The 24134-nt window shown below is 68.4% G+C and carries 21 protein-coding genes; 15 read left to right on the top strand and 6 right to left on the bottom strand.

Annotated features, from left to right (window positions below):
• Positions 1–58 precede the first annotated feature (58 nt).
• The 3 genes from ACWDPV_RS10995 (at position 59) to ACWDPV_RS10985 (ending at position 2376) form a co-directional block, all read left to right on the top strand.
• Complete coding sequence (locus tag ACWDPV_RS10995) at positions 59–913, top strand: acyl-CoA thioesterase (protein ID WP_348803646.1); 855 nt, start codon at positions 59–61, stop codon at positions 911–913.
• Entirely contained in the window at positions 910–1512 is a 603-nt protein-coding gene (pdxT, locus tag ACWDPV_RS10990) for a pyridoxal 5'-phosphate synthase glutaminase subunit PdxT (protein ID WP_348803647.1), read from the top strand. Before ACWDPV_RS10995 ends, pdxT begins: the two co-directional genes overlap by 4 nt.
• Before the next feature lie 111 nt (positions 1513–1623).
• The gene (locus ACWDPV_RS10985) at positions 1624–2376 is read left to right on the top strand and encodes a YebC/PmpR family DNA-binding transcriptional regulator (RefSeq protein WP_348803648.1); all 753 of its coding nucleotides are present in this window, start codon (positions 1624–1626) and stop codon (positions 2374–2376) included.
• 50 nt (positions 2377–2426) lie between these two features.
• On the opposite strand, the gene ACWDPV_RS10980 is transcribed toward ACWDPV_RS10985, so the two are convergent.
• Positions 2427–3035 carry a nucleoside/nucleotide kinase family protein gene (locus ACWDPV_RS10980; RefSeq protein WP_348803649.1) on the bottom strand — a complete coding sequence of 203 codons (609 nt, stop codon included), beginning with the start codon at positions 3033–3035 and terminating at the stop codon, positions 2427–2429.
• A gap of 112 nt (positions 3036–3147) precedes the next feature.
• Between ACWDPV_RS10980 and ruvC the strand changes: the two genes are divergently transcribed.
• The 9 genes from ruvC to ACWDPV_RS10935 all read left to right on the top strand — a co-directional run bounded on the left by ruvC (position 3148) and on the right by ACWDPV_RS10935 (position 14341).
• Positions 3148–3717, top strand: coding sequence for a crossover junction endodeoxyribonuclease RuvC (gene ruvC / locus ACWDPV_RS10975; protein ID WP_449743007.1), 570 nt, complete (start codon positions 3148–3150; stop codon positions 3715–3717).
• A complete protein-coding gene (gene ruvA, locus ACWDPV_RS10970) occupies positions 3714–4313 on the top strand; it encodes a Holliday junction branch migration protein RuvA (protein ID WP_449742973.1) in 600 nt (199 codons plus the stop codon). Before ruvC ends, ruvA begins: the two co-directional genes overlap by 4 nt.
• Positions 4310–5410, top strand: a complete 1101-nt coding sequence (gene ruvB / locus ACWDPV_RS10965) for a Holliday junction branch migration DNA helicase RuvB (protein WP_449742972.1) — start codon at positions 4310–4312, stop codon at positions 5408–5410. The genes ruvA and ruvB overlap by 4 nt, the downstream gene beginning before the upstream one ends.
• A gap of 183 nt (positions 5411–5593) precedes the next feature.
• Positions 5594–6013 (top strand): preprotein translocase subunit YajC, encoded by a 420-nt coding sequence (gene yajC / locus ACWDPV_RS10960; protein ID WP_449742971.1) that lies wholly within the window; start codon positions 5594–5596, stop codon positions 6011–6013.
• 340 nt (positions 6014–6353) lie between these two features.
• Positions 6354–8045, top strand: a complete 1692-nt coding sequence (gene secD / locus ACWDPV_RS10955; protein WP_449743006.1) for a protein translocase subunit SecD — start codon at positions 6354–6356, stop codon at positions 8043–8045.
• Entirely contained in the window at positions 8042–9262 is a 1221-nt protein-coding gene (secF, locus tag ACWDPV_RS10950; RefSeq protein WP_449742970.1) for a protein translocase subunit SecF, read from the top strand. The genes secD and secF overlap by 4 nt, the downstream gene beginning before the upstream one ends.
• A gap of 32 nt (positions 9263–9294) precedes the next feature.
• Positions 9295–11007: an ABC transporter substrate-binding protein gene (locus tag ACWDPV_RS10945; RefSeq protein WP_449743005.1), complete on the top strand. Its 1713-nt coding sequence runs from the start codon at positions 9295–9297 to the stop codon at positions 11005–11007.
• A 64-nt stretch (positions 11008–11071) separates the two neighbouring features.
• Entirely contained in the window at positions 11072–11674 is a 603-nt protein-coding gene (locus ACWDPV_RS10940; protein WP_449742969.1) for an adenine phosphoribosyltransferase, read from the top strand.
• A 159-nt stretch (positions 11675–11833) separates the two neighbouring features.
• Complete coding sequence (locus ACWDPV_RS10935) at positions 11834–14341, top strand: RelA/SpoT family protein (RefSeq protein WP_449742968.1); 2508 nt, start codon at positions 11834–11836, stop codon at positions 14339–14341.
• A gap of 115 nt (positions 14342–14456) precedes the next feature.
• Here the strand turns inward: ACWDPV_RS10935 and ACWDPV_RS10930 are convergent, their stop codons facing one another.
• Positions 14457–15401: a peptidylprolyl isomerase gene (locus tag ACWDPV_RS10930; protein WP_348803927.1), complete on the bottom strand. Its 945-nt coding sequence runs from the start codon at positions 15399–15401 to the stop codon at positions 14457–14459.
• A 349-nt stretch (positions 15402–15750) separates the two neighbouring features.
• Between ACWDPV_RS10930 and ACWDPV_RS10925 the strand changes: the two genes are divergently transcribed.
• Together ACWDPV_RS10925 and hisS are read left to right on the top strand one after the other, a co-directional pair.
• On the top strand, positions 15751–16509 hold the full coding sequence (locus tag ACWDPV_RS10925) for an MBL fold metallo-hydrolase (protein ID WP_348803657.1): 759 nt from the start codon (positions 15751–15753) through the stop codon (positions 16507–16509).
• Entirely contained in the window at positions 16506–17774 is a 1269-nt protein-coding gene (gene hisS / locus ACWDPV_RS10920) for a histidine--tRNA ligase (protein ID WP_348803659.1), read from the top strand. Before ACWDPV_RS10925 ends, hisS begins: the two co-directional genes overlap by 4 nt.
• A gap of 585 nt (positions 17775–18359) precedes the next feature.
• Here the strand turns inward: hisS and ACWDPV_RS10915 are convergent.
• From ACWDPV_RS10915 to ypfJ, 4 genes are all read right to left on the bottom strand, one after another.
• Positions 18360–19181, bottom strand: a complete 822-nt coding sequence (locus tag ACWDPV_RS10915) for an alpha/beta hydrolase family protein (RefSeq protein ID WP_348803661.1) — start codon at positions 19179–19181, stop codon at positions 18360–18362.
• A gap of 45 nt (positions 19182–19226) precedes the next feature.
• On the bottom strand, positions 19227–19499 hold the full coding sequence (locus ACWDPV_RS10910) for a hypothetical protein (RefSeq protein WP_449742967.1): 273 nt from the start codon (positions 19497–19499) through the stop codon (positions 19227–19229).
• A 33-nt stretch (positions 19500–19532) separates the two neighbouring features.
• Complete coding sequence (locus ACWDPV_RS10905) at positions 19533–21125, bottom strand: DUF885 domain-containing protein (RefSeq protein WP_348803928.1); 1593 nt, start codon at positions 21123–21125, stop codon at positions 19533–19535.
• 89 nt (positions 21126–21214) lie between these two features.
• On the bottom strand, positions 21215–22087 hold the full coding sequence (gene ypfJ / locus ACWDPV_RS10900) for a KPN_02809 family neutral zinc metallopeptidase (protein WP_348803663.1): 873 nt from the start codon (positions 22085–22087) through the stop codon (positions 21215–21217).
• A 190-nt stretch (positions 22088–22277) separates the two neighbouring features.
• Between ypfJ and aspS the strand changes: the two genes are divergently transcribed.
• Positions 22278–24125: an aspartate--tRNA ligase gene (aspS, locus tag ACWDPV_RS10895; protein ID WP_449742966.1), complete on the top strand. Its 1848-nt coding sequence runs from the start codon at positions 22278–22280 to the stop codon at positions 24123–24125.
• Positions 24126–24134: the final 9 nt, after the last annotated feature.

Raw genomic sequence — 24134 nt, 5'->3', positions numbered from 1 at the left:
TCGCAACCGGGTTGACGCCGCGTCGCAGGGTCCGGGCACGGTGCGCGATACTTGTCCGGTGGCAGACATCGAGGACATCCTGCGCGTCGAGCGCATCGAGACCGACATCTACCGGGGTGGGGCGTTCGAGAGCCATCTCCAGCGGACCTTCGGCGGACAGGTTGCCGGGCAATCGTTGGTCTCGGCGACTCGCACCGTCGGCGACGAGTTCGCGGTGCATTCGCTCCACGGGTACTTCCTCCGCCCGGGCAATCCCGACATCCCAGCGGTCTTCCTCGTCGACCGCGTCCGCGACGGACGGTCCTTTGCCACCCGGCGCGTGACCGGAATCCAGAACGGCGAGGCCATCTTCACCATGTCCGCGTCCTTCCACGTGACCAGCGATCACGGCATCGAACACCAGGACCGGATGCCCCCGGCGCCGAATCCCGACGAATTGCCGGATCGCGCAGACGATCTGAGCGTCGAGGAACAGGCGGTCCTGCGGGAGTGGACGAACTTCGACATCCGGGTCGTGCCGGCCGAGCAGATGATCACCAACGAGTATTTCGCCGCGCAGCAGCGGGTGTGGTTCCGCTACCGCCATCCCTTGCCCGACGACCAGACGATCCACGTGTGCACGCTGGCCTACATGAGCGACATGACTCTGCTCGGATCGTCACGGGTGCCCCATCCCGACGTGACGCCGCAGGTCGCCTCCCTCGATCACGCCATGTGGTTTCTGCGCCCCTTCCGCGCCGATGAATGGCTGCTCTACGACCAGACCTCGCCGTCGGCCGGCGGTGGGCGAGCCCTCACGCAGGGACGCATCTTCGACCGTGCCGGCCAGATGGTCGCCGCGGTCACCCAAGAAGGGCTGACCCGACTCGGGCGCACCATGCCCGCCGACCAGCACGCGCGGCAGGAGCGGTGAGCGCGCCTCGCATCGGTGTTCTGGCTCTGCAGGGGGATGTGCGTGAGCACCTGGCCGCGCTGACCGAGGCAGGTGCCGACGCGCTCGCCGTCCGCCGACGCGCCGAACTCGACTCCGTCGACGGCCTGGTCATCCCGGGCGGGGAGTCGACGACGATGAGCAAACTGCTCGGGGTGTTCGACCTCTACGATCCGCTCCGGCGGCGTCTTGCCGACGGCATGCCCGCCTATGGATCGTGCGCCGGCATGATCATGCTGGCGTCGTCGATCTTGGACACCCGGGCCGACGCGCGCCACCTCGACGCTCTCGACATCACCGTGCGGCGCAACGCATTCGGACGTCAGGTGGAGTCCTTCGAGACCGATCTCGAGGTCGCCGGGATCACCGACGCGACCCCCATGCGTGCGGTGTTCATCCGGGCACCCTGGGTCGAATCGACCGGCGACGGCGTCGAGGTCCTCGCCCGTGTTCCGGACGGTCCCGCGGCCGGCCGGGTGGTCGCGGTACGCCAGGGTGATGTCCTCGCCACGTCCTTCCATCCGGAGGTCACCGGCGACAGACGTGTGCATGCCTACTTCGTCGACATGGTCCGCCGGTAGACTCACCTGTCAGGTTGTGCGCCCACGACCGTGATACCGGTCACGGCTGGGGTGGCGCACTGAGTCATCGAGAGTTGGGCACGTCAGTGCCGGAAGGATCGGGTAGAGCGTATGAGCGGCCATTCCAAATGGGCCACCACCAAGCACAAGAAGGCCGTCATCGATGCCAAGCGCGGCAAGATGTTCGCCAAGTTGATCAAGAACATCGAGGTCGCGGCGCGGACCGGTGGTGGCGATCCGGCGGGTAATCCGACGCTCTATGACGCGATCCAGAAGGCCAAGAAGAGCTCGGTACCCAACGACAACATCGAACGCGCACGCAAGCGCGGCGGCGGCGAGGAGGCCGGCGGCGCCGACTGGCAGACCATCACCTACGAGGGCTACGGGCCCAACGGTGTCGCGATCCTGATCGAGTGCCTCACCGACAACCGCAATCGTGCGGCCGGCGAGGTGCGCACGGCGATGACCCGCAACGGCGGCAACATGGCGGATCCGGGTTCGGTGGCGTACCTGTTCACCCGCAAGGGTGTGGTCACCCTCGAGAAGGCCGGGCAGTCCGAGGACGACGTGCTGATGGCCGTCCTGGATGCCGGGGCCGAAGAGGTCAACGATCTCGGTGAGACCTTCGAGGTGGTCAGCGAGCCCACCGATCTGGTGGCCGTACGCACCGCACTGCAGGACGCCGGCATCGACTACGAATCCGCCGAGGCCGATTTCCGGGCGTCGGTGGAGGTCCCAGTGGACGCCGAGGGTGCCCGCAAGGTGTTCAAGCTGATCGACGCGCTCGAGGACTCCGACGACGTGCAGAACGTCTACAGCAATGTCGACGTGAGCGACGAGGTGCTCGCCGAACTCGACGCCTGACCCGACCGGCGCGCGCTCGACCCGCACCCGGCGATGCCGGACTCCCGGTGTCACCGGATGGCGATGGCCGGTCGTTCGGGATGGTCGTAGCGCACCTCGATGTCGGGCAGCGGCCCGAGTTCCTGCTGCTCCATGAGCGCGGCGATCGTCCAGTGCTCGTCCGGCGGCAACCGTCGACGCAGCGTGGGCGGGCTCATCCGCAGTGCGATGCCCAGATCGAGGTCGAGATCCTCGCGCAGCACCATGGGGCCGGCGACGAGAAGTATCTGGTCGTCGGTCGCGTGCTGCCGTTGATCGCGAAAAGATCTGTCGGAGTGGCCATCCCAGAGTCGCGGCAGCCACCGTCGATGGTGTCGGAGACCGTCGAGCACCTCGCGGCGCAGGGCCGGGTAGTCGTACCACGACGTCCGGAAGCTCTCGACGTCGTGGGCACCCCACTCCAGCCGGAGGGATGCGGGACGGAGGTAATCGATCACCCGGATCACCGCGGCGGCACGGCCGCGCGCCCGCAGAGTCGCCGCGATGGCCTCGGCGATCGATTCCGGCCGGGCCGGCGACGCGCCGTCGACGCCGACGATCGACGCGCCGTCGAGGTCCAGGCAGGTCTGCGCGCACATCTCGACGAGACCATCGGGATCGATCGGGGTGTAATGCGTCATCACCGGACATTCTCCCCGGCGCGAATCGGGGTCGTGTCGATCCGTTGCATTGTCGGTGGCCGCCGGTAGCATCTCGAACAGCTGTTCGTCTTGCGGAGAGAGGTGTGTGACCGTGCGGGTGATGGGCGTCGACCCGGGCTTGACCCGGTGTGGCATCGCGCTGGTCGAGTCGGGGAGTGGTCGGCAGGTGACCGCCCTCGACGTCGACGTGGTGCGCACGCCCACCGACATGGACCTGGCGCAACGACTGCTCGCGGTCTACTCCGCCGCCTGCCATTGGCTCGACGTCCATCAGCCCGACGTGGTCGCGATCGAGCGGGTCTTCGCGCAGAACCAGGTGTCCACCGCGATGGGTACGGCGCAGGCGGGTGGGGTGATCGCGCTCGCCGCCGGACAACGTGATGTGCCCGTCCGATTTCACACGCCGTCGGAGGTGAAGGCCGCGGTGACCGGCAACGGCCGCGCCGACAAATCCCAGGTCACCTCCATGGTGACGCGCATCCTCGGGATGCAGACCAAACCGCGTCCGGCCGATGCCGCCGACGCCCTGGCCCTCGCCATCTGTCACTGCTGGCGTGGCCCGATGATCGAGCGCATGGCGCAGGCGCAACAACGCGCCGACGAGATCGCTCGGACGCACCGTCGCCGGGTGGCGGCGGCCCAACAAGGGAGAAAGCGATGATCGCCTCGGTACGGGGGCCGGTGCTGGAGGTAGCGCTCGATCACGTCGTCCTCGACTGCGCCGGAGTCGGCTATCGCGTCCTGGCCACACCCGACACGTTGTCGCGGCTGCGCCGGGGTGAGGAGGCGACGCTGCTGACCTCGATGATCGTCCGTGAGGACTCGATGACCCTGTACGGGTTCACCGAGCCCGACGCCCGAGCCCTGTTCGCGCTGCTGCAGACAGTCACCGGGGTCGGGCCCCGACTCGCGATGGCGACCCTTGCGGTCCTCGAACCCGACGCGCTGCGGCGGGCGCTGGCCGATTCCGACACCAAGGCGCTGACCTCGGTGCCCGGTATCGGCAAGCGGGTGGCCGAACGTCTCGTCGTGGAACTGCGTGACAAGGTCGACCGGCCGGTCGCCGACACCGCGACGGCGTCGGGTGCGGTCGGCGCGGGTGGGATCGCCGGGCAGGTCACCGAGGCACTCATCGGACTCGGATTCACCGCGGCCCCCGCGGAGAAGGCGGTCGCGTCGGTGCTGGCCGAGTCGCCCGACGCCGACGCATCCGCGGCGTTGCGTCGATCTCTGGCCCTGCTGGGGAAGACGGCATGAGCGGCGAGTATCCCGAGCAGGCGGGACCCGAGGAGGAACGCGAGGTCAGCGCGCTGCCGGTGCGCGCCGACGGCGATTTCGACGCCGGGTTGCGGCCGCGGTCCCTGGCCGATTTCATCGGTCAGCCCCGGGTGTGCGAACAACTCGAACTCGTGCTGCACGGGGCGAAGAAGCGGGGGAGCACCCCCGACCACATCCTGTTGTCGGGTCCACCCGGGCTCGGCAAGACCTCGCTGGCGATGATCATCGCCGGGGAGATGGGATCGGCGATCCGGGTGACGTCGGGGCCCGCGCTGGAACGAGCCGGTGATCTCGCGGCGATGCTGTCGAACCTCGTCGAGGGTGACGTCCTGTTCATCGACGAGATCCACCGCATCGCCCGGCCGGCCGAAGAGATGTTGTATCTGGCGATGGAGGACTTCCGGGTCGACGTCGTGGTCGGAAAGGGCCCCGGTGCGACCTCGATTCCGCTCGACGTCGCACCGTTCACGCTGGTCGGGGCGACGACGCGGTCGGGCTCGCTGACCGGGCCGCTGCGTGATCGCTTCGGGTTCACCGCGCACATGGAGTTCTACGAGACCGACGAGCTGGTGCGGGTGCTGCGACGGTCGGCGGGCATCCTCGGTCTCGACCTGCAGGCCGACGCGTCGTCGGAGATCGCGAGCCGGTCACGCGGCACCCCGCGCATCGCCAACCGACTGCTCCGCCGGGTCCGCGACTACGCCGAGGTGCGGGGCGACGGGATCATCACCGTTGACATCTCGCGCGCGGCCCTGGCTGTCTACGACGTCGACGAACTCGGCTTCGACCGCCTCGACCGAGCCGTCCTCAACGCCCTGATCAGGGGATTCGGCGGTGGGCCCGTCGGCGTGTCGACGCTGGCCGTCGCGGTCGGCGAAGAACCGGCAACCGTCGAGGAGGTCTGCGAACCGTTCCTGGTCCGGGCCGGGATGGTGGCCCGCACGCCGCGCGGGCGGGTGGCCACCGCGGCCGCCTGGCATCACCTCGGCCTGACGCCGCCGGCCGGCGCGCTCAACGCCACCTTCGGCGTTCGACCCCGCGACGGCGGAACCGCGTCACTGTTCGACGAGCTGTGATCGGGCAAATCCGGCACCCCGACGACGGGTACCTTGACATGACGGCCTTAGTGAACCGGTGATGGCCATGGCACACTGGACACAGTGCATGCCGACACACACTTGTCGGCACCCCCGCGACCCGTGGTTCCCACGCAGCGTCACGGGTGACATTCTCGATACGACAAGGACGTTTGTTTCCTGATGACGGAATCTCTGTTTCTCCCGTTGCTGCTGGTCTTGATGGTCGGTTTCATGGTCTTCTCGATGCGCAAGCAGAAGAAGCGTGCGGCCGAGATGCAGGACATGCAGAACTCGGTGCAGACCGGCACCCGCATCCAGCTCTCCAGCGGTCTGTTCGGCACCGTGATCGACGCAACCTCATCGGACTACGTCGACGTGGAGATCGCCACCGGCCTGGTCACACGGTGGAACCGGCTGGCCGTCATGCGTGTCGTCCCGACCGACGAGGCCGCCGCCACCTACCCCGGCTATGTCCCGCCGTTCGCCCTCGAGGATGACGATGATCACGACCTCGACGACGCGGTTGCCGACGACACCACCTCGGACACCCCGAACCTCAACAAGTCCTCCGACGACAAATCGGCCGATTCCGAGAAGTAGGACATCGGCGTCGCGTGACCCGCGACGCACCTGCCCCGCCCCCGGGATTCCCGGGGGCGGGTGTCTGTGTGCGGGACGCTACAGTGGCCGGGATGATCGCGCGTTCCCGCCGACACCGCGCTGATCAACGTTCGTATCAAAGGAGATCGAGTACGTGAGTTTTTCCCGTGGGGCCGAATCGAAGGGAGCCTCCACCGACGGAACCGGTGCGAGCGGTCCCACACCGAGCGGACCTGATCCCCGGACGACCGGACCGAAGGGCTCGCGTCGGCGGCCACGTCCCGACTCGGATTCGGCGAAGCCCACCACACGCAAACGGGCCCGGTCGTCGGCGCGTGAGATCCCGCCGTGGCAGCCGCTCACCGCGTTCGTGGCGTTGCTGGCCCTGGTGTACCTGCTGATCTTCTTCACCGGGGGTGGTTCGCCGGAACCCAAACTCGGTATCGACCTGCAGGGCGGCACCCGCGTCACCCTGACCGCCCGCACCGACAACGGTCAGGCGCCCAACCGGGATCAGCTCAACCAGGCCAAGCAGATCATCGAGCAGCGCGTCAACGGACTCGGCGTCAGCGGCTCGGAGGTCGTGGTCAGTGGCAACAACCTGATCATCACCGTGCCCGGCAAGGACGGCGCGCAGGCCAAGTCGCTGGGCCAGACGGCGCGGCTGTACGTGCGACCGGTCGAACAGCAGACCGCGGCCACCCCGCAGCCCGCCGATCAACAGCAGGATTCCGAGAACTCCGAGAATCTTCCGGCCGATCAGGTCGCCGCCCAGATCACCGAGGCGAAGAAGAACCGGCAGGCCCCCGCGAACTCCAACACCGATGCCCTCGCGGCCTACATGGCCAAGATGGACTGCTCAACCGACGCCAACGATCCGTTGCGTGGCAACGACGATCCCTCCCAGTACCTGGTGGCCTGCTCCACCGACGGCAAGACCGTGTACCTGCTCGGACCGGAGATCATCGACGGCCGCGACATCAAGTCGGCAAGTGCGGGCACCGAACCACAGACCGGTGAGTGGATCGTGAGCCTCGAGTACAAGGGCGACGCGGCGAGCTTCTGGCCCACCTACACCGCACAGAACGTCGGCAAGCAGACCGCCTTCACCCTCGACACCCGGGTCGTCTCGGCACCGGTCATCAATCAGGCGATCACCGGGGCCACCCAGATCAGCGGTAATCCGTTCAGCGAATCCGAGGCCACCGACCTCGCCAATGTGCTCAAGTACGGATCGCTGCCGTTGTCGTTCTCGACCTCCGACGCCGAAACCGTGTCGGCGACCCTGGGATTGTCGTCGTTGCGCGCGGGTCTGCTCGCCGGCGCGATCGGCCTGATCGCGGTGTTGATCTATGCGCTGGCCTACTACCGGATGCTGGGCTTCCTCACCGTGGCGTCGCTGTTGCTGTCACTGGTGATGGTGTACGGCATCATCGTGCTGCTGGGGCGTTGGATCGGCTTCACCCTCGATCTGGCCGGTATCGCCGGTCTGATCATCGGTATCGGCATGACTGCCGACTCCTTTGTCGTCTACTTCGAACGCATCAAGGACGAGATGCGCGAGGGACGAAGTTTCCGGTCGGCGGTACCCCGCGGCTGGGCGTCGGCGCGGCGCACCATCTGGTCGGGCAATGCGGTCAGCTTCCTGGCCGCCGCGGTCATCTACATCCTGGCTGTCGGTGAGGTCCGCGGATTCGCCTTCACCCTGGGTCTGACGACGATCCTCGACATCGTCGTCGTCTTCCTGGTGACCCATCCGCTGGTCGTGCTGGCCAGCCGCTCGGAGTTCCTGTCACGACCCGGCGTCAACGGCCTGGGTGCGGTCAGTGAGGTGGCCCGCAGGCGCCGCACCGAACGCGCCGAGCGGGTGGGCGCGTTGACCGGTGCCGGCGCTCGGGGTGCTGCGACCACCGAGGCGACCTCGGGGTCGCCGAGCCTCACCAAACAACCCGGCACCGCCGGTGCCGGCACCGACCAGGCCTCCGGTGACACGCCGGCCGGCGACGCATCGGCGAAAGGATCGTCGAAATGACCAGCGCCAGTCAGACCACCAACGACACCGACGGCGCGACAACCACCGCCCCGGCGACCGGCAGTGACGCCGACTTCCGGGCCGACACCTCGCGATCTTTCCTGTCGCGGCTCTACACCGGCACCGGCGCCTTCGAGGTCATCGGCAAGCGCCGACAGTGGTACATCGTCACCGCGGTGATCCTGGCGATCTGCGTGATCTCCATCGGCGTGCGTCAGTTCAGCTTCGGCATCGACTTCGAGGGCGGCACCCAGATCTCCATCCCGGTGTCGCAGGGCATCAGCAGCCAGTCCGTGGAGGATGTCGTCGGCAAGGCACTCGGCACCGCACCGGATTCGGTGCAGACCGCGGGGTCCGGTTCCAGTGAGACCGTCCAGGTCCGTACCGACGCGTTGACCCTGGAACAGGCGCGGACGGTGACCGTGGCGCTGACCGACGCCTACGGGCCCGAACTCACCGCGCAGGACGTCAGCATCTCGGAGGTCAGTTCCACCTGGGGCCGCGAGATCACCGAGAAGATGCTCATCGCGCTCGCGGTCTTCCTGGTGATCGTGTTCATCTACATCGCGATCCGCTTCGACCGGGAGATGTCCACCGCCGCGCTGGCGACGCTGTTCTTCGACATCATCGTGACCGCGGGTGTGTACTCGTTGGTCGGATTCGAGGTCACCCCGGCCACCGTCATCGGCCTGCTCACCATCCTCGGCTTCTCGCTCTACGACACGGTGGTGGTGTTCGACAAGGTGTCGGAGAACACCCGTTCGGTGCTGCAGACCACCCGCCGCACCTACGCCGAGCAGGCCAACCTGGCGGTCAACCAGACCCTGATGCGCTCGATCAACACCACCGTCATCTCGGTGCTGCCGATCATCGCGCTCATGGTGATCGCGGTCTGGTTGCTCGGCGTCGGCACGCTCAAGGACCTCGCACTGATCCAGCTGGTCGGTGTGGTCGTGGGTGCGTATTCGTCGGTGTTCCTGGCGACACCGCTGCTGGTCACCCTCAAGGAACGCCGCGAGGACATCTCTCGGCACACCGCCCGGGTGCTGGCCCGCCGCGCCGCGATCGAGAAGGGGGAGGACCCCGACGCCGGCGACTCCGCGGCACGACGACGTCCGGCCCGATCACCCGGGACGCGCCGGGCCGGGGGAGCGCGGCAGGCCGCCGCCGGCGACACCCCCGCCGTGCCGAGCGGAAAACGGCGCCGCACGCGATAGTCTCGGCACTCGTGACGAGGGGTTCGCGCACCATGCGCGGGGACGATGCGCGGTCGACGCGCCGCCAGTCGACGGTGATGCGGCTGCTGGTCGTGGTGGTGGGTGCGGCGCTGGCGGCGACACTGGTGTCGGCGTGCTCCGATCCGCCACCGCCGACCATCGACTATGCGGTAGACGCCAAGCTGAGCACCTACAACGCCAACACCCGGGAGGGCAACGCCAACGGCGTGCTGATGGCCACCACCCGCGTGCTGCCCGGTTTCAGTTACCTCGGCGATGCCGGGCAGGTGACTCCGGACCGTGACGTCGGAACCGTGACCCGCGAGCCGGGTGGCCGATTGACGCTGCGCTACGACTTCAACCCGAAAGCGACGTACTCCGACGGCGTCCCGCTGACGTGCGATGAGATCGTGCTGGCCTGGGCCGCGATGAGCGGCCGGTTCGACGATTTCACGCCCGCGACCACCGCCGGCTACCGCGACATCGACTCGGTCGATTGCACCCCCGGAGCGAAAACGGCCACGGTCACGTTCGCGGCCGGGCGTGACTACCAGGACTGGGCATCGCTGTTCGGTGCCGGCACCCTCCTGCCGGCACATGTCGTCGCCCGCGACGCCGGGGTGGCCAACATCGTCGACCCGATCCGCGCGCGCAACCGTGCGGTCATCGAACGGATCGCGAAGTCCTGGAACACCGGGTTCGACTTCACTCCCGGACATTTCGATCGCAGTCGGTTCCCGGCGTCGGGGCCCTACCGATTCGAGAGTTACTCCACCTCCGGCGGCCTCGTGCTGGTGGCGAACGACACCTGGTGGGGTGACCGTCCGGCGGCGTCACGGATCACGATGTGGGGCCGCGGCAACGACGTCGCCCAACGCCTGGCCGACGGCGCGTACGACGTCGCCGATGTGACGGCCGGTCTCGCCGGAGGCCAGGGCGGCCCACGTCCGACCGACGGGGCCGAATCACAGGCACTGGCCGTCGAGGGCCTGGTGCTCTCGGGTCGTGGCGTGTTCGCCGACGTCAGGGTGCGTCGGGCGTTCGCATCCTGCGTGCCCCGCGACGGGCTGGCACGGCAGTTCGGCAGCGGTGCGCAGATGTGGAACATGCGGGTCCTGGCACCTGGTGATGAGTTGGCAGCCTCGCTGAACGGCGAGTTCGGGCGCGAATATCAGCGTCCCGACCTCGGGCGCACCCGAACACTGCTGGCGGAGGCGGCCGGTACCGCCGATGACGGCACCCCGCGTCGGGCGTCGCGCACCGTGCGCATCGGCTACCTGGCGCCCACCCCGCGCTGGAACCAGATGGTCGCCGCGATCAACGCGTCCTGCGCCTCGGCGGGTATCACCGTGACCGACACCGCGTCGTCGGTCACCGGCGTCGGCGGGCTGGGATCGCAGGCGGATGCACTGCTGGTGGCGAGCGGCGCCTCGTTTTCCGCGGCGGGGTCCTCGGATCCGATTCGCGACGCCTATCAGCTGCGTGGCGGCGATCCGCTGAATCTGACGACCCTCAACAACCCGCAGGTCAACACCGCCATCGATCAGCTCGCCGTGGCGGATCTGGAGGCCGAGCGACTCGGCCTGGTCCGCACCATCGAGACCGATGCGTGGGCGCAGGTGGCCTCGATCCCGTTGTTCGCTGCTCCGCGCGTGCGGCATTGGAATGATCAGGTCGACAATGTGGTCGCCGGATTGGGGCGCAACGGGACGGGATGGAACATGGATCGGTGGATGCTGACGTGACGACACTGATGACCCCGCAACCCTGGGAACCGCAACGCCGGGGATCGCATGGTGGGTGGACCCGATGACCGATGACGTCTCCGACGACACGACCCGGCCGATGGTCGACGGTGACATCACCGCCGACGCCCTAAAACGTGCCCGGATCGCCATCACCGAGCACGGCCGGATGGTCGCCGACTTCCCGGAACCGGGTATCGACTTCAAGGACCTCACGCCGGTCCTCGCCGACCCGGACGGGTTGTCCTCGATCGTCACCGCACTGACACATGGGTGTACCACCATTGACCTTGTCGCTGGCATCGATGCCCGCGGGTTTCTGCTCGGCGGCGCGGTCGCACGCGAGCTCGGGGTCGGGGTGCTGGCGGTCCGCAAGGGCGGCAAGTTGCCGCCGCCGGTCCACGGGATCGACTACGACCTCGAGTACGGACGGGCCCGACTCGAGATCCCGGCCGGCGGGATCGACATCACCGGCCTGCGGGTCCTGCTCGTCGACGATGTCCTCGCCACCGGTGGAACCGCCGTGGCGGCGGCCGAACTCCTCGAACGCGCCGGCGCCCGGGTCCTGGCCGTCGCGGTGATCATGGAGCTGAGCGCCCTCGGCGGTCGTCGGCGCATCGCCGACGCCCTCGGCGAGATTCCGGTGCACTGCATCACCACCGACTGATCCGGACGCACCTTCTCGTCCGGGCGGCGGGGTCGGGCGGCGGTGCACATCGGGTTGCGTGCGGCCCGCGGATTAGACTTGACGAATAGTCCGCCTGAGTCCGAGATGGTGTCCGCACCGGTCGCCGGTCCGGATTCGTGTCGCTGAATGGAGGGTCGCATGGCCAATGAGCCCAACCCCGGCCCGGTGAATGCCACGGCCACCGAGGACGCGGCACGCTCTCGCGACGACGACGACGCCGCCCGTCCTCACCCGGCCGCCACGCAGGCGGTCGGAACCCACGCCGACGGCGGCACGACCAGCGCGACCACATCCGATGCGCCCGCGCCCGAGAGGGTCGCACCGACGACACCGTCGGACGGCGCCGACGCCACTGCACCGGAGACGAGTGCGATCCCGCCGCAGCACTCCTCGGCGTCGCGTCGCGTCCGGGCCCGGCTGGCGCGGCGGATGACCGCGACGCGGTCACCGGTGCGCCCGGTGCTGGAGCCCCTGGTGACGCTGCACCGGGAGATCTACCCGAAGGCCGACGTCGCGCTGCTGCAACACGCCTACGACATCGCCGACGAACGCCACAGTGGGCAGACGCGGAAGTCGGGTGATCCTTACATCACCCACCCCCTCGCGGTGGCGACGATCCTGGCCGATCTGGGGATGGACACCACCACCCTGGTGGCAGCACTACTGCATGACACCGTCGAGGACACCGGCTACTCGCTCGAGGCGCTGGAGAAGGACTTCGGTGCCGAGGTCGCCCACCTCGTCGATGGCGTGACCAAACTCGACAAGGTTGCGCTCGGCTCTGCGGCCGAGGCCGAGACGATCCGCAAGATGATCATCGCGATGGCGCGTGATCCGCGGGTGCTGGTGATCAAGGTCGCCGACCGTCTGCACAACATGCGCACCATGCGGTTCCTGCCGCCCGAGAAGCAGGCGCGCAAGGCTCGTGAAACGCTGGAAGTCATTGCGCCGCTTGCCCATCGACTGGGAATGGCGACGGTCAAATGGGAGCTGGAAGACCTCTCCTTTGCGATCCTGCACCCCAAGCGCTACGAGGAGATCGTGCGGCTGGTCGCCGACCGCGCGCCCTCTCGTGACACCTACCTGGCCCGGGTGCGCGCCGACATCAACAACGCCTTGAGCTCGGCCAAGATCACCGCGACCGTCGAGGGCCGGCCGAAGCACTACTGGTCGATCTACCAGAAGATGATCGTCAAGGGTCGCGACTTCGATGACATCCACGACCTCGTCGGCATGCGGATCCTCTGCGACGAGGTTCGCGACTGCTATGCGGCGGTGGGCGTGGTGCATTCGCTGTGGCAGCCGATGGCCGGACGGTTCAAGGACTACATCGCGCAACCACGGTTCGGCGTCTACCAGTCGCTGCACACCACGGTCATCGGTCCGGAGGGAAAGCCCCTCGAGGTGCAGATCCGGACGCACGACATGCACCGCACCGCGGAGTTCGGGATCGCCGCGCACTGGCGCTACAAGGAGGGCGGCTACAAGGACCGCAAGGGCCGCCGCACCGATGTCGCCGAGGTCGACGACATGGCCTGGATGCGTCAGCTGCTCGACTGGCAGCGGGAGGCCGCCGACCCGGGTGAATTCCTCGAGTCCCTGCGCTACGACCTTGCCGTCAAGGAGATCTTCGTGTTCACCCCCAAGGGGGATGTGATCACCCTGCCGGCCGGCTCCACGCCTGTGGATTTCGCCTACGCCGTACACACCGAGGTCGGCCACCGATGCATCGGTGCGCGGGTCAACGGTCGTCTCGTCGCACTCGAACGCCAACTCGAGAACGGTGAGGTGGTCGAGGTCTTCACCTCCAAGGCGCCGAACGCCGGACCGAGCAAGGACTGGCAGAACTTCGTGGTGTCCCCGCGGGCCAAGGCCAAGATCCGGCAGTGGTTCGCCAAGGAACGGCGCGAGGAGGCCCTCGAGACCGGCAAGGACGCCATCGCGAAGGAAGTCCGACGGGGTGGACTTCCGTTGCAGCGCTTGATGAGTGCCGATTCGATGGCCGCGGTGGCGCGCGAGTTGCGCTATCAGGACGTCAGCGCCCTGTACACGGCGGTGGGGGAGAATCACGTGTCGGCCCGGCACGTGGTCAACCGGTTGGTGGCCGCGCTCGGCGGCATCGATGCGGCCGCCGACGAGATCGCCGAGTTGACCACCCCGTCGACCATGCCGACTCGATCTCGTCAGGGCGGCGACGCCGGTGTGGTGGTCGAGGGCGTCGACAATGTGCTCATCAAACTCGCCAAATGCTGTACGCCCGTACCGGGCGACACCATCATGGGTTTCGTCACCCGGGGTGGCGGGATCAGCGTCCACCGCACTGACTGCACCAACGCCGCGTCGCTGCAGGGGCAGGCCGAACGGATCATCGACGTGTCCTGGGCGCCGTCGCCCGAGTCGGTGTTCCTGGTGGCCATCCAGGTCGAGGCGCTCGACCGGCATCGGCTGCTGTCCGACGTCACCAAGGTCCTCGCCGACGAGCGGGTGAACATCCTGTCGGCGTCGGTCACCACCAGCCGAGACCGGGTCGCGATCAGCAAGTTCACCTTCGAGATGGGTGACCCCAAGCACCTCGGACATGTGCTGAACGTGGTGCGCAACGTCGAAGGCGTCTACGACGTCTACCGCGTCACCTCGGCGGCCTGACACCGACTGACCGACCCGTCACCGGCCGCTCGCTCGGGCGTCGATCGACGCCGATGGCCCGCCACCTGGGGTGACGGGCCATCGGTTGTCTGTTATCGCGATCGCGAGCGGAGTGTCAGGACACCACCGCGGTCTCCACGGTCACCGGGATCTTCGGCGCGCCGTCGTCGGTCTTGCGTTCGAGTGCCCCGGTCATCTGGTTGGTGCCGATGCCGGGTTCGACGCCGCCGGCGTACACCTTGTCGATGACCTTCATTCCCGCGGCGTCGACGGTGCCGACGACGGCGTAGTTCGGGGGCAGTTGGCCATCCTGGATCAGGACGAAGAACTGCGCGGACCCCCCGGAATTGGCCTCACCCTGTTGGGCCTGACCGCTGTTGGCGATGGCGACGGTACCGCGCGGGTAGGTGACCACCTGCTGCTGCATGGCCGAGGCCTCACCGACCGGTTTCAGATTGGTCGGCGGCTCGTCCGGGCTGGTCCAGCCGGGCGACCCGAGGCCGCTGCCGGTGGGATCACCGCACTGCAGGACCTTGAGGTCGGCCGTCGTCATCCGGTGACACGGGCTGCCGTTGTAGTACCCGTTGTCGGCAAGGGAGATCACCGCGGCGGTGTTGCAGGGCGCGCCGGTCCGGTTGAGGTCGATCGGAATCGCACCCTGGTTGGTGTTCAGGGTGAGGGTGGCGGTCCCGTCCTTGGGCTGGGTCGAGTCCGGTTTCGGCGACGTCTTCTCGTTGCCCTTGCCAGCGTTGACCTTGTCGATCTGCTCCTGATACAGCGCGCGTTGCGCCGGATCGGTGACCTGGGCGGGTGGGCTGGTCGGCACGTCGGCCAGGTTGCTGGCCTTGTCGGTGTAGGTACACGTCGTGTGCGCGGCGTTGAACCGATCGGTCTGGATCTTGTCGACGATGAAATACGTCGCGGTCGCCACCACGGCGATCACCACCGCACCGGAGATGGTCCCGATCATGATCTTGCGCTTGCGCTGTGCCTGCCGTTCCCGCTCCAGGCGCTCCTCGAGCTTGCGTTTGGCGGCCTCGCGTCGCTGCTCATTGGTCAGCGCGCGGCGGGTCGCGGCGTCGGTCGCGGTCGACGTGTCGACGACCGCGGTGTCGTCGGCCGGATCTGATGAGTCTTGGGATTCCGGCTTGCCGGGCTCGTTGTCGCTCGCCACGCTCTGCACGCCCTCCTCGTCCTGGTGCTGCGATCGTGCTGGTGCTGGATTGACCTGGTGCTGCGGCTCTGGAATGTCCGGGCGGCCACCGAACACCCCATGCAGTGTGCCAGTATCACCTGTGAAGTCACTGCACCGGGTCTTTGACACTCCCCGCACGTGACGGTCGTGAGGAGATCGCCGGTTCCGACAGGCCACGCAAACCGCCTGGATCCGATGGGCCACAATGGAGAGCATGCTCATCACCGGCTTCCCTGCAGGGATGTTCCAGACCAACTGCTACATCGTGGCCGCCGGTCCGGGATCCGAGGCCATCATCATCGACCCGGGCCAGGATGCGGCCCCCCGGGTGCGGGAAATCCTGGCCGAACACCAGCTGACTCCGGTGGCGGTGCTGTTGACCCATGGGCACCTCGACCACACCTGGAACGCGACCGAGTTGTGCGACGAGTTCTCCATCCCCGCCTACATTCATCCGGATGATCGACCCATGCTCGCCGACCCGGCGCGGGGCCTCGGGCCCGCACTCGGTCCGATGATCGGTTCGCTGACCTTCCGTGAACCGGAGAAGGTCGTCGATTTCGTCGACGGTGAGGACGTCGAGGTGGCCGGCCTGCGCCTGGCCGTCGACCACGCGCCGGGACACACCGCGGGATCGGTGTTGCTGACCATGGACGTGCCGATTCCCGATGAGCAGTCCGGCGACGGGGCCGACGCCGGGGCCACGGTGCCCGTGTGTTTCTCCGGTGACGTACTGTTTGCCGGGTCCATCGGCCGGACCGACCTGCCCGGCGGCAGTCATCAACAGCTGCTCGAGTCGATCGGTGCGCGGCTGCTGACCCGTTCCGACGACACACAGGTGCTGCCCGGCCACGGCCCGCAGACCTCGGTCGGCCAGGAGCGGCGCACCAACCCGTTCCTCGTCGACGTGGCAGCCGACCCGTCCGCGCGGGCCGCGGACGACACCTCGACGAAGGGATCTCGACGACTGTGAGCGCCGACTTCTCCGCGCCCCGCGGAGTTCCCGACTACTACCCGCCGCGTTCGGCCGACTTCCGTCGTGTCCGCGACACCCTCACCGAGGCCGCGCGCCGCGCCGGTTACGGCCACATCGAGTTGCCGGTCTTCGAGGAGACCGCCTTGTTCGCGCGCGGCGTCGGCGAGTCCACCGACGTCGTGAGCAAGGAGATGTACACCTTCGCCGACCGCGGTGAGCGGTCGGTGACACTGCGGCCCGAGGGCACCGCGGGGGTGATGCGTGCGGTGATCCAGCACGGCCTCGACCGCGGACAACTGCCCGTCAAACTCTGCTACGCCGGACCGTTCTTCCGGTACGAGAAGCCGCAGACCGGTCGTTATCGGCAGTTGCAGCAGGTCGGCGTGGAGGCCATCGGCGTCGACGACCCGGCCCTGGACGCCGAGGTGATCGCGATCGCCGACGAGGGGTACCGGCGGCTCGGGCTGTCCGGCTTCCGCCTGGAGATCACCTCACTCGGCGATGACGAGAGTCGTCCGCGGTATCGGGAGGCGTTGCAGCAGTTCCTCTTCGGGCTCGATCTCGACGAGCCGACCCGCGCCCGCGCGCAGATCAATCCGTTGCGGGTGCTCGACGACAAGCGACCCGAGATCAAGGCGGCCACCGCCGATGCGCCGCTGCTGCTCGATTATCTGAGCGACGACGCGCGCGCCCACTTCGACACCGTGCTCGCGCACCTGAAACGGCTCGGGGTGCCCTACGAGATCAACCCGCGTCTCGTCCGCGGTCTCGACTACTACACGAAGACGACCTTCGAGTTCGTCCACGACGGACTCGGGGCGCAGTCGGGCATCGGCGGCGGTGGACGCTACGACGGACTGATGCGCCAGATCGGCGGCAAGCAGGACCTGTCCGGGATCGGATTCGGTCTCGGCGTCGACCGGACGATGCTCGCGCTGGAGGCCGAGGGCGTCGCCGACGCCGACGCCGCGCGGGTCGAGGTGTTCGGGGTGCCCATGGGTGCGGAGGCGAAGGCCGAATTGGTCTCCGTCGCAGGACAACTGCGGGCCGCCGGGATCAGCGTCGACCTCGCCTACGGCGATCGCGGACTCAAGGGCGCGATGAAGGCCGCCGACCGTTCCGGCGCGCGTCTCGCGCTCGTGCTGGGGGATCGCGAACTGGCCGAGGGGAAGCTGGAGATCAAGAACCTCGGCACCGGTGACCAGCATCAGGTGGAGCTGGCGCGCGTCGTCGACGAGGTGAGTGGGTTGCTGGGTCGCTGATTCCGGGGGCGTCTGTCGAACGGAGTAATCCCGGCGCAGTGTGTGATGTGAATCACATATGGCGGGCATGCTGTAGCGATCGGATTGCAGCGACTCCCGGAGGTTGCCATGACAGGTCACGGCACACGAGGTCATCGACGAAGCGCGATAGTCGGCGGCACCGCAATCCTTGCAGTCGGCGCCCTCGCCGGTGCGTTGTCCGGTTGCGGGCTGCCGGTCATCGGAGTCGGTGGCACGCCCCAGGCCGAGGCGTCGTCGGAAACCACGGAGTCGTCCACCTACGCAACGCCGACCTACACCTCGCCCACTTACACGACACCGTCTCCCACGATTCCGTCTCCCACGACCCCGCCTACGAGTTCATCCTCGCTACTGGGTGCGCCTGTCGGCCTTTGCTATCGCTTCACCTCGGGAGTGGGGCTCTTCCCGACGAGTTGCCATCCCGGCGCCTTTCGGATCATCAGCGACCGTGTTGTCGGTGGTGAAATCGCTTGTCCGCCGGAATATACCCACGTCTACACCACGGATGACTCCTCCGATCCGCATTACCCGACCGCCTGCCTGGTCGAGATCACCTGACTCAGGTCACCGTCGCGCGGTCACCCGATCGAGTGCGCCGACCAGGTGCCGCCACCCCGGCCCGGCCGGATCGGCCCACGACTCGTGGCCGATGCCGTCGACCACCTCGAGTGACACGTTCGAGTCCCCAGATGGCTTCGCTTGTGCCACATACCGTTCGGACAGTTCGACCGGGACATCGACATCGTCGGCGCCGTGCAGGATGTGGACGTCCACAGCCGGTGCGAGGCGGACCGGGTCGGCGACGGCATACACCTCGGGGATCTCTTCGGGAGTGCCGCCGAGGAATTCGGCGACCGCGTCGTCGCCGAGACGGAGTTCGGCGGCACGGGCCAGATCGGCGATCGGCGCGAGCGCGACCACTCCGGTGATGGTCGGATGCTCTGTGCGCCAACGGTTTCCCTCGGGCAGCGAAGCGCGACCGGCCACCCAGAGCGCGAGCTGGCCGCCGGCCGAATGGCCGACCAGGGTCGTCACCCGCGGCGCGTCGTTTCCTATGGTGAATTCCCTTCCGCTGAGCCCGATCTCGTCGATCGCGCCGATCACGTCGTCGAAGGCGTCGGCCCAGCTCCCCGGCCCACGGCGGTATTCGACGGCCGCGGTGAGATGTCCGGCGCCGGAGAGTTCGCGTCCCACCGGCCAGGTGCGGGTGCGGTCGGATTCCCGCCAGAATCCGCCGTGCAGCAGGATCACCAGCGAATCGGTCGGTTCGGCGGGCTCGAAGATGTCGGCGAGCTGGGACCGGGCGGGCCCGTAACGCACCGACGCATCCGGATAATCGGCGTCGGTGGCCGGAATGGATTCGGTGGGGGCGGAATCGGCCGTCATGGGCTCACGGTACTCGGGAGTGCCGGGGCGCCACCGGGGTTCGTCTCAATCGTCCCAACTGGAGAATTGCTCCCCGGACGAGTGCGCCGCGCCACCCCGATAGGCCTCGCGGTAGTGCCGCTCCCACAGCGGCCACGCCATGAACCGGTCACCGGCCGTGGCGCGGTAATCGCGGTAGGCACGCCGCGCGGTCATGGTCACGCTGGTGCGGGCCGCCCACGCCGCACGCTGGGCCCGGCGCCGGGCGGTGTCCCGTTCGACCGGAGTGAGCTTCGGGCCCCGGTCGGACAAGATCGGCGAGCGGCGCAGCAATCCCATGCGCCCGATCATCGCCGACGACTCGGCGTCGCGCTACGCCGCGTCGGTCATCTCGCCGACCAGCACGTCGAGGCTCACCCCACCCAACGCCAACGCCCGGGTGTGGAAATCCTTGAGCGTCCACTCCGGGTGCGCGGCCAGGGCGGCCTGGCGGGTCTGCTGCCAGACCCGTTGTCCGAGAGCGTAGGACGGTGCCTGACCGGGCCAGCCGAGGTAGCGGTCCAGTTCGAATCGCAGCACCGCGCGATCCATCGCCACCGACGAGGTGAGGAAGGTCCACGCCTTGTCGGCATCCCAGACGCCACCGCCGAGGTGCTCTGGTGCCCGCAGGCCACAGTGCACACCGATGTCGACGACGATGCGTGCGGCCCGAAGTCGTTGCGAATCCAGCATTCCCATCCGGTCACCGAGATCGTCGAGCCACCCGAGCTCGGCCATCAGGCGTTCGGCGTAGAGGGCCCAGCCCTCCCCGTGTCCGGACGTGAACGACGCCAGCTTGCGCCAGGCGTTCAGGTCGTCGTCGACGATGGCCGACCCGAGCTGCAGGTGATGGCCGGGCACCCCCTCGTGGTAGACGGTGGTCTTCTCCTGCCAGGTGTGGAACACCGTCTGGGCCGGCGGCACCGCCCACCACATGCGTCCGGGCCGGGTCAGATCCGCGCTGGGCTGGGTGTAGTAGATGATGCCCGTCGACGACGGGGCCAATCGGCACTCCAGTCGCGTCAGTCGGGTCGGAATGTCGAAGTGGGTCCCGGCCAGGCCGGCCACTGCGTCGTCGGAGGTCTGCTGCATCCAGTCGACGAAGGCCGTCTTGTCGTGGATCTGATACCGCGGATCGGCGTCCAGATGCGCCAGTGCCGCCGCCACGTCACCGCCGTGGCCCAGGGCCGCGGCGATCTCGCGTTGTTCGGCGGTGATCTGTGCCAACTGCGTCAGGCCCCACGCGTACGCCTCGTCCGGATCGACGTCGGCGCCGAGGTAATGCGGCAGGTGCAGGAGATAGCGATCCCGGCCGACCGCATCAGCGTCGGAGGCGCCGGGCGCGATCCGGGTTCGCAGGTGATCGGCGTACGCCGCGAAGGCGGCCCCGGCCCGCTGCGTGGCGCGCTGCAGGTCGGTGGCCAGTGCCGGATCGGCGTCGATCGCGCCCGTCGTGGCCGTGATCGCGGCGGGTGCCGTGTCGGCCTGCTCGGCGGCGAGCAGCACCTGGCGACGGGCGAACGGTGGGCCCGTGGCCAGGCGGTGATCCAGGCCGGCGATCGCGCCCGCCAGGCTGTCCGGGATGGCCGCGAGCCGTGCCACGACATCGGCCCGAGCCGCTTCTGTGGCGGTGGGCATCAGGTCGAAGACGTCGCGGATGGCCTGCAGCGGGGAGGTGATCACGTTGCACACGCCGGTCGACTCGCCCGCATCGGCCAGCGCCAGTTCGCGGCGCAGGGATGCGGTCATCGTGGCGATCGTGACGCGGTCGACGTCGTCGGTGGGGGATGTGGCGGACAGCGCAGCCAAGGTCGCGCGTACCTGATCGGCGCGCGCCGTGACGGCGTCCGGCGAGAAATCGGTCAGCGCGTGATCGTGGCCCGGCAGACCGAATTCGGTGGCCAGGATCGGGTCGGCGGCCGCCATGGCCGTCACGTGGGCCGCGGCGAGCGCATCGACCGGCGTCGCGGGTCGCGCCCCCGGTGATCCCGGCGTCGGTCCCGGCGTCGTGGCCGTCACAGGTCGTTGGTCGCGAACGTGTCGCACCGCTTGGGGTCACCGCTCTGATAGCCGACGGTGAACCACCGGGCGCGTTGCTGCGCCGACCCGTGGGTCCAGCCCTCCGGGTTGGAGTTCGAACCCTGGATCGTGTCGTCGCCGATCGCCTTGGCGGTCTGGATGACCCCGGCGATCTGATCCTGGGTCAGGTCATTGAGTGCGAAGGGCAGGTTGTCGTCGTCGGCGTGATTGGCCCACACCCCGGCCAGGCAGTCGGCCTGCAGTTCGACACGTACCGAACCCGATCGCGGTCCCTGCGACCCGAGTTGCTGGCCCTTCTGCAGGGCACCGGTCAGGTTCTGCACGTGATGCCCGTACTCGTGGGCGACGACGTATTCCTGGGCGAGGGCACCGTCACTGCCGCCCATCTGTTCCAGCGTCCGGAAGAACGACGGATCGAAATACGCGGTCTGATCGGCGGGGCAGTAGAACGGCCCGGTCGCCGACGTGGCGGCGCCGCACGCGGTGTTCACCGAATCGTTGAAGATGACGGTCTTGGGCGGTGTGTAGCTGCTCATCAGGGTCGGCCAGACCGTGTCGAGGCTGTTCGTGGTGGCCACGATGCGACAGATCTCGTCACCCTGATTGGCCATCTCCACGGTGCACGAGTCGATGTGCTGCTGGATCTCCGACGACGCGGCGGAATTCGTCGACGTGCCGGTGCCTCCGCCGCCCAGGATGTCACCCGGATTCACCCCGAAGAGCAGCGCGACGATCGTGATGATCAGGCCGGCACCGCCTCCGAGCGCGATGCGTCCGCCGCCACCTCCGCCGCCCCCGCCGCCGGAGACGTTCCCGGTGTCGAGGGGACCACTGCCCTGAAAGGTCATGGGGGAAGCGTACCGACGAAACACGGACATCCCGGGGTGTTCGGTCCACTCTGGCGTGGCCTGCCGCCACCCGGTCGGGCCGCGGTACCAACCGGGTGGGCCGACGCCGCGGGCGGCTACGTACGATTGACCCGGGCATTCGTCCCACCGACTTTTCCACCCCAGCTTTTCCACCCCAGGAAGGACTCCAGTGCTTCGCACGCATCAGGCCGGATCTCTGCGCCGCGCAGACGCCACGCAGACCGTCACCGTCGCCGGATGGGTGGCCCGCCGGCGCGACCACGGTGGCGTGGTGTTCATCGATCTGCGTGACAGCAGCGGACTGGTGCAGGTCGTGTTCCGCGACGAGCAGGTCGCCGCGGCCGCGCATCGGTTGCGCGCCGAGTACTGCATCGCGGTGACCGGTGTCGTCGAGGTCCGCCCCGAGGGCAGTGAGAACCCGAATCTGCCGTCCGGGGAGATCGAGATCAACGCGGCGCAGCTGCACGTGCTCAACGAGTCGGCGCCGTTGCCGTTCCAGCTCGATGAGTCGCCCGGGGAGGAGGCGCGGCTGCGCTACCGCTACCTCGACCTGCGTCGGGACCGTCCGGGAGCGGCGCTGAGGCTGCGCTCGAAGGTCAACGCCGCCGCCCGCGGTGTGCTGCTGGCCCGCGACTTCGTCGAGATCGAGACGCCGACACTGACCCGGTCCACTCCCGAGGGCGCGCGCGACTTCCTGGTGCCCGCGCGACTGCAGCCGGGTAACTTCTATGCGCTTCCGCAGAGCCCGCAGTTGTTCAAGCAGCTGCTGATGGTCGCCGGCATGGAACGCTACTTCCAGATCGCCCGCTGCTACCGCGACGAGGACTTCCGGGCCGACCGGCAGCCGGAGTTCACCCAGCTCGACGTCGAGATGAGTTTCGTCGACCAGGATGACGTGATCACCCTCGCCGAGGAGGTTCTGGTGGCGTTGTGGCGCCTCGTCGGCGTCGAACTGTCCACCCCGATCCCGCGGATGACCTACGCCGACGCGATGCGCCGGTACGGCACCGACAAGCCCGACCTGCGATTCGGGATCGAGCTCGTGGAGTGCACCGAGTACTTCGCGCAGACCCCGTTCCGGGTCTTCCAGGCGCCGTACGTGGGTGCGGTCGTCATGCCGGGCGGTGCGGCGCAGCCGCGGCGCACGCTCGACGCCTGGCAGGAGTGGGCCAAGCAGCGTGGCGCCAAGGGCCTGGCCTACGTCCTCATCGGCGAGGACGGCACGCTCGGTGGGCCGGTGGCCAAGAACCTCTCCGACGCCGAACGCGCGGGGCTGGCAGCCCATGTCGGCGCGGCGCCGGGGGACTGCGTGTTCTTCGCGGCCGGACCGGCCAAGGCCCAGCGGGCGCTGCTCGGCGCCGCGCGGGTCGAGATCGCGACCCGTCAGGGCCTGATCCCGGCCCCCGGGGAGGTCATCGATCCCGCGACCGCCGACTGGGCGTTCGTGTGGGTCGTCGACGCCCCGCTGTTCGAGCCGACCGGTGAGGCGACCGCGGCCGGTGACGTCGCGGTCGGATCGGGTGCGTGGACCGCGGTGCACCATGCGTTCACCTCACCCACACCGGAGTCGCTCGAGCATCTGGAGTCCGATCCCGGTGCGGCGCTGGCCTATGCCTACGACATCGTCTGCAACGGCAACGAGATCGGTGGTGGGTCGATCCGTATCCACCGCCGCGACGTGCAGGAACGGGTCTTCGAGATCATGGGCATCGGGCCGGCGGAGGCGCAGGAGAAGTTCGGCTTCCTGCTCGACGCGTTCGCCTTCGGTGCCCCGCCGCACGGGGGCATCGCCTTCGGCTGGGACCGCATCACCGCCCTGCTCGCCGGGGAGTCGTCGATCCGTGAGGTCATCGCCTTCCCCAAGTCCGGTGGTGGCGTGGATCCGTTGACCGAGGCCCCGGCGCCGATCACCGCGCAGCAGCGCAAGGAGTCGGGAATCGATGCCAAGCCGGTGGTCCGCCACGCGCCGGCCGCCGATGCCGCGGTGGCCGACGCACCCGCTTCCGCCGACAGCTGATCGACCTCG

The organism is Gordonia sp. NPDC003504, assembly GCF_053587995.1.
Note: the sequence above shows the minus strand (reverse complement) of the source record. Positions and strands in the feature narration are given on the sequence as shown.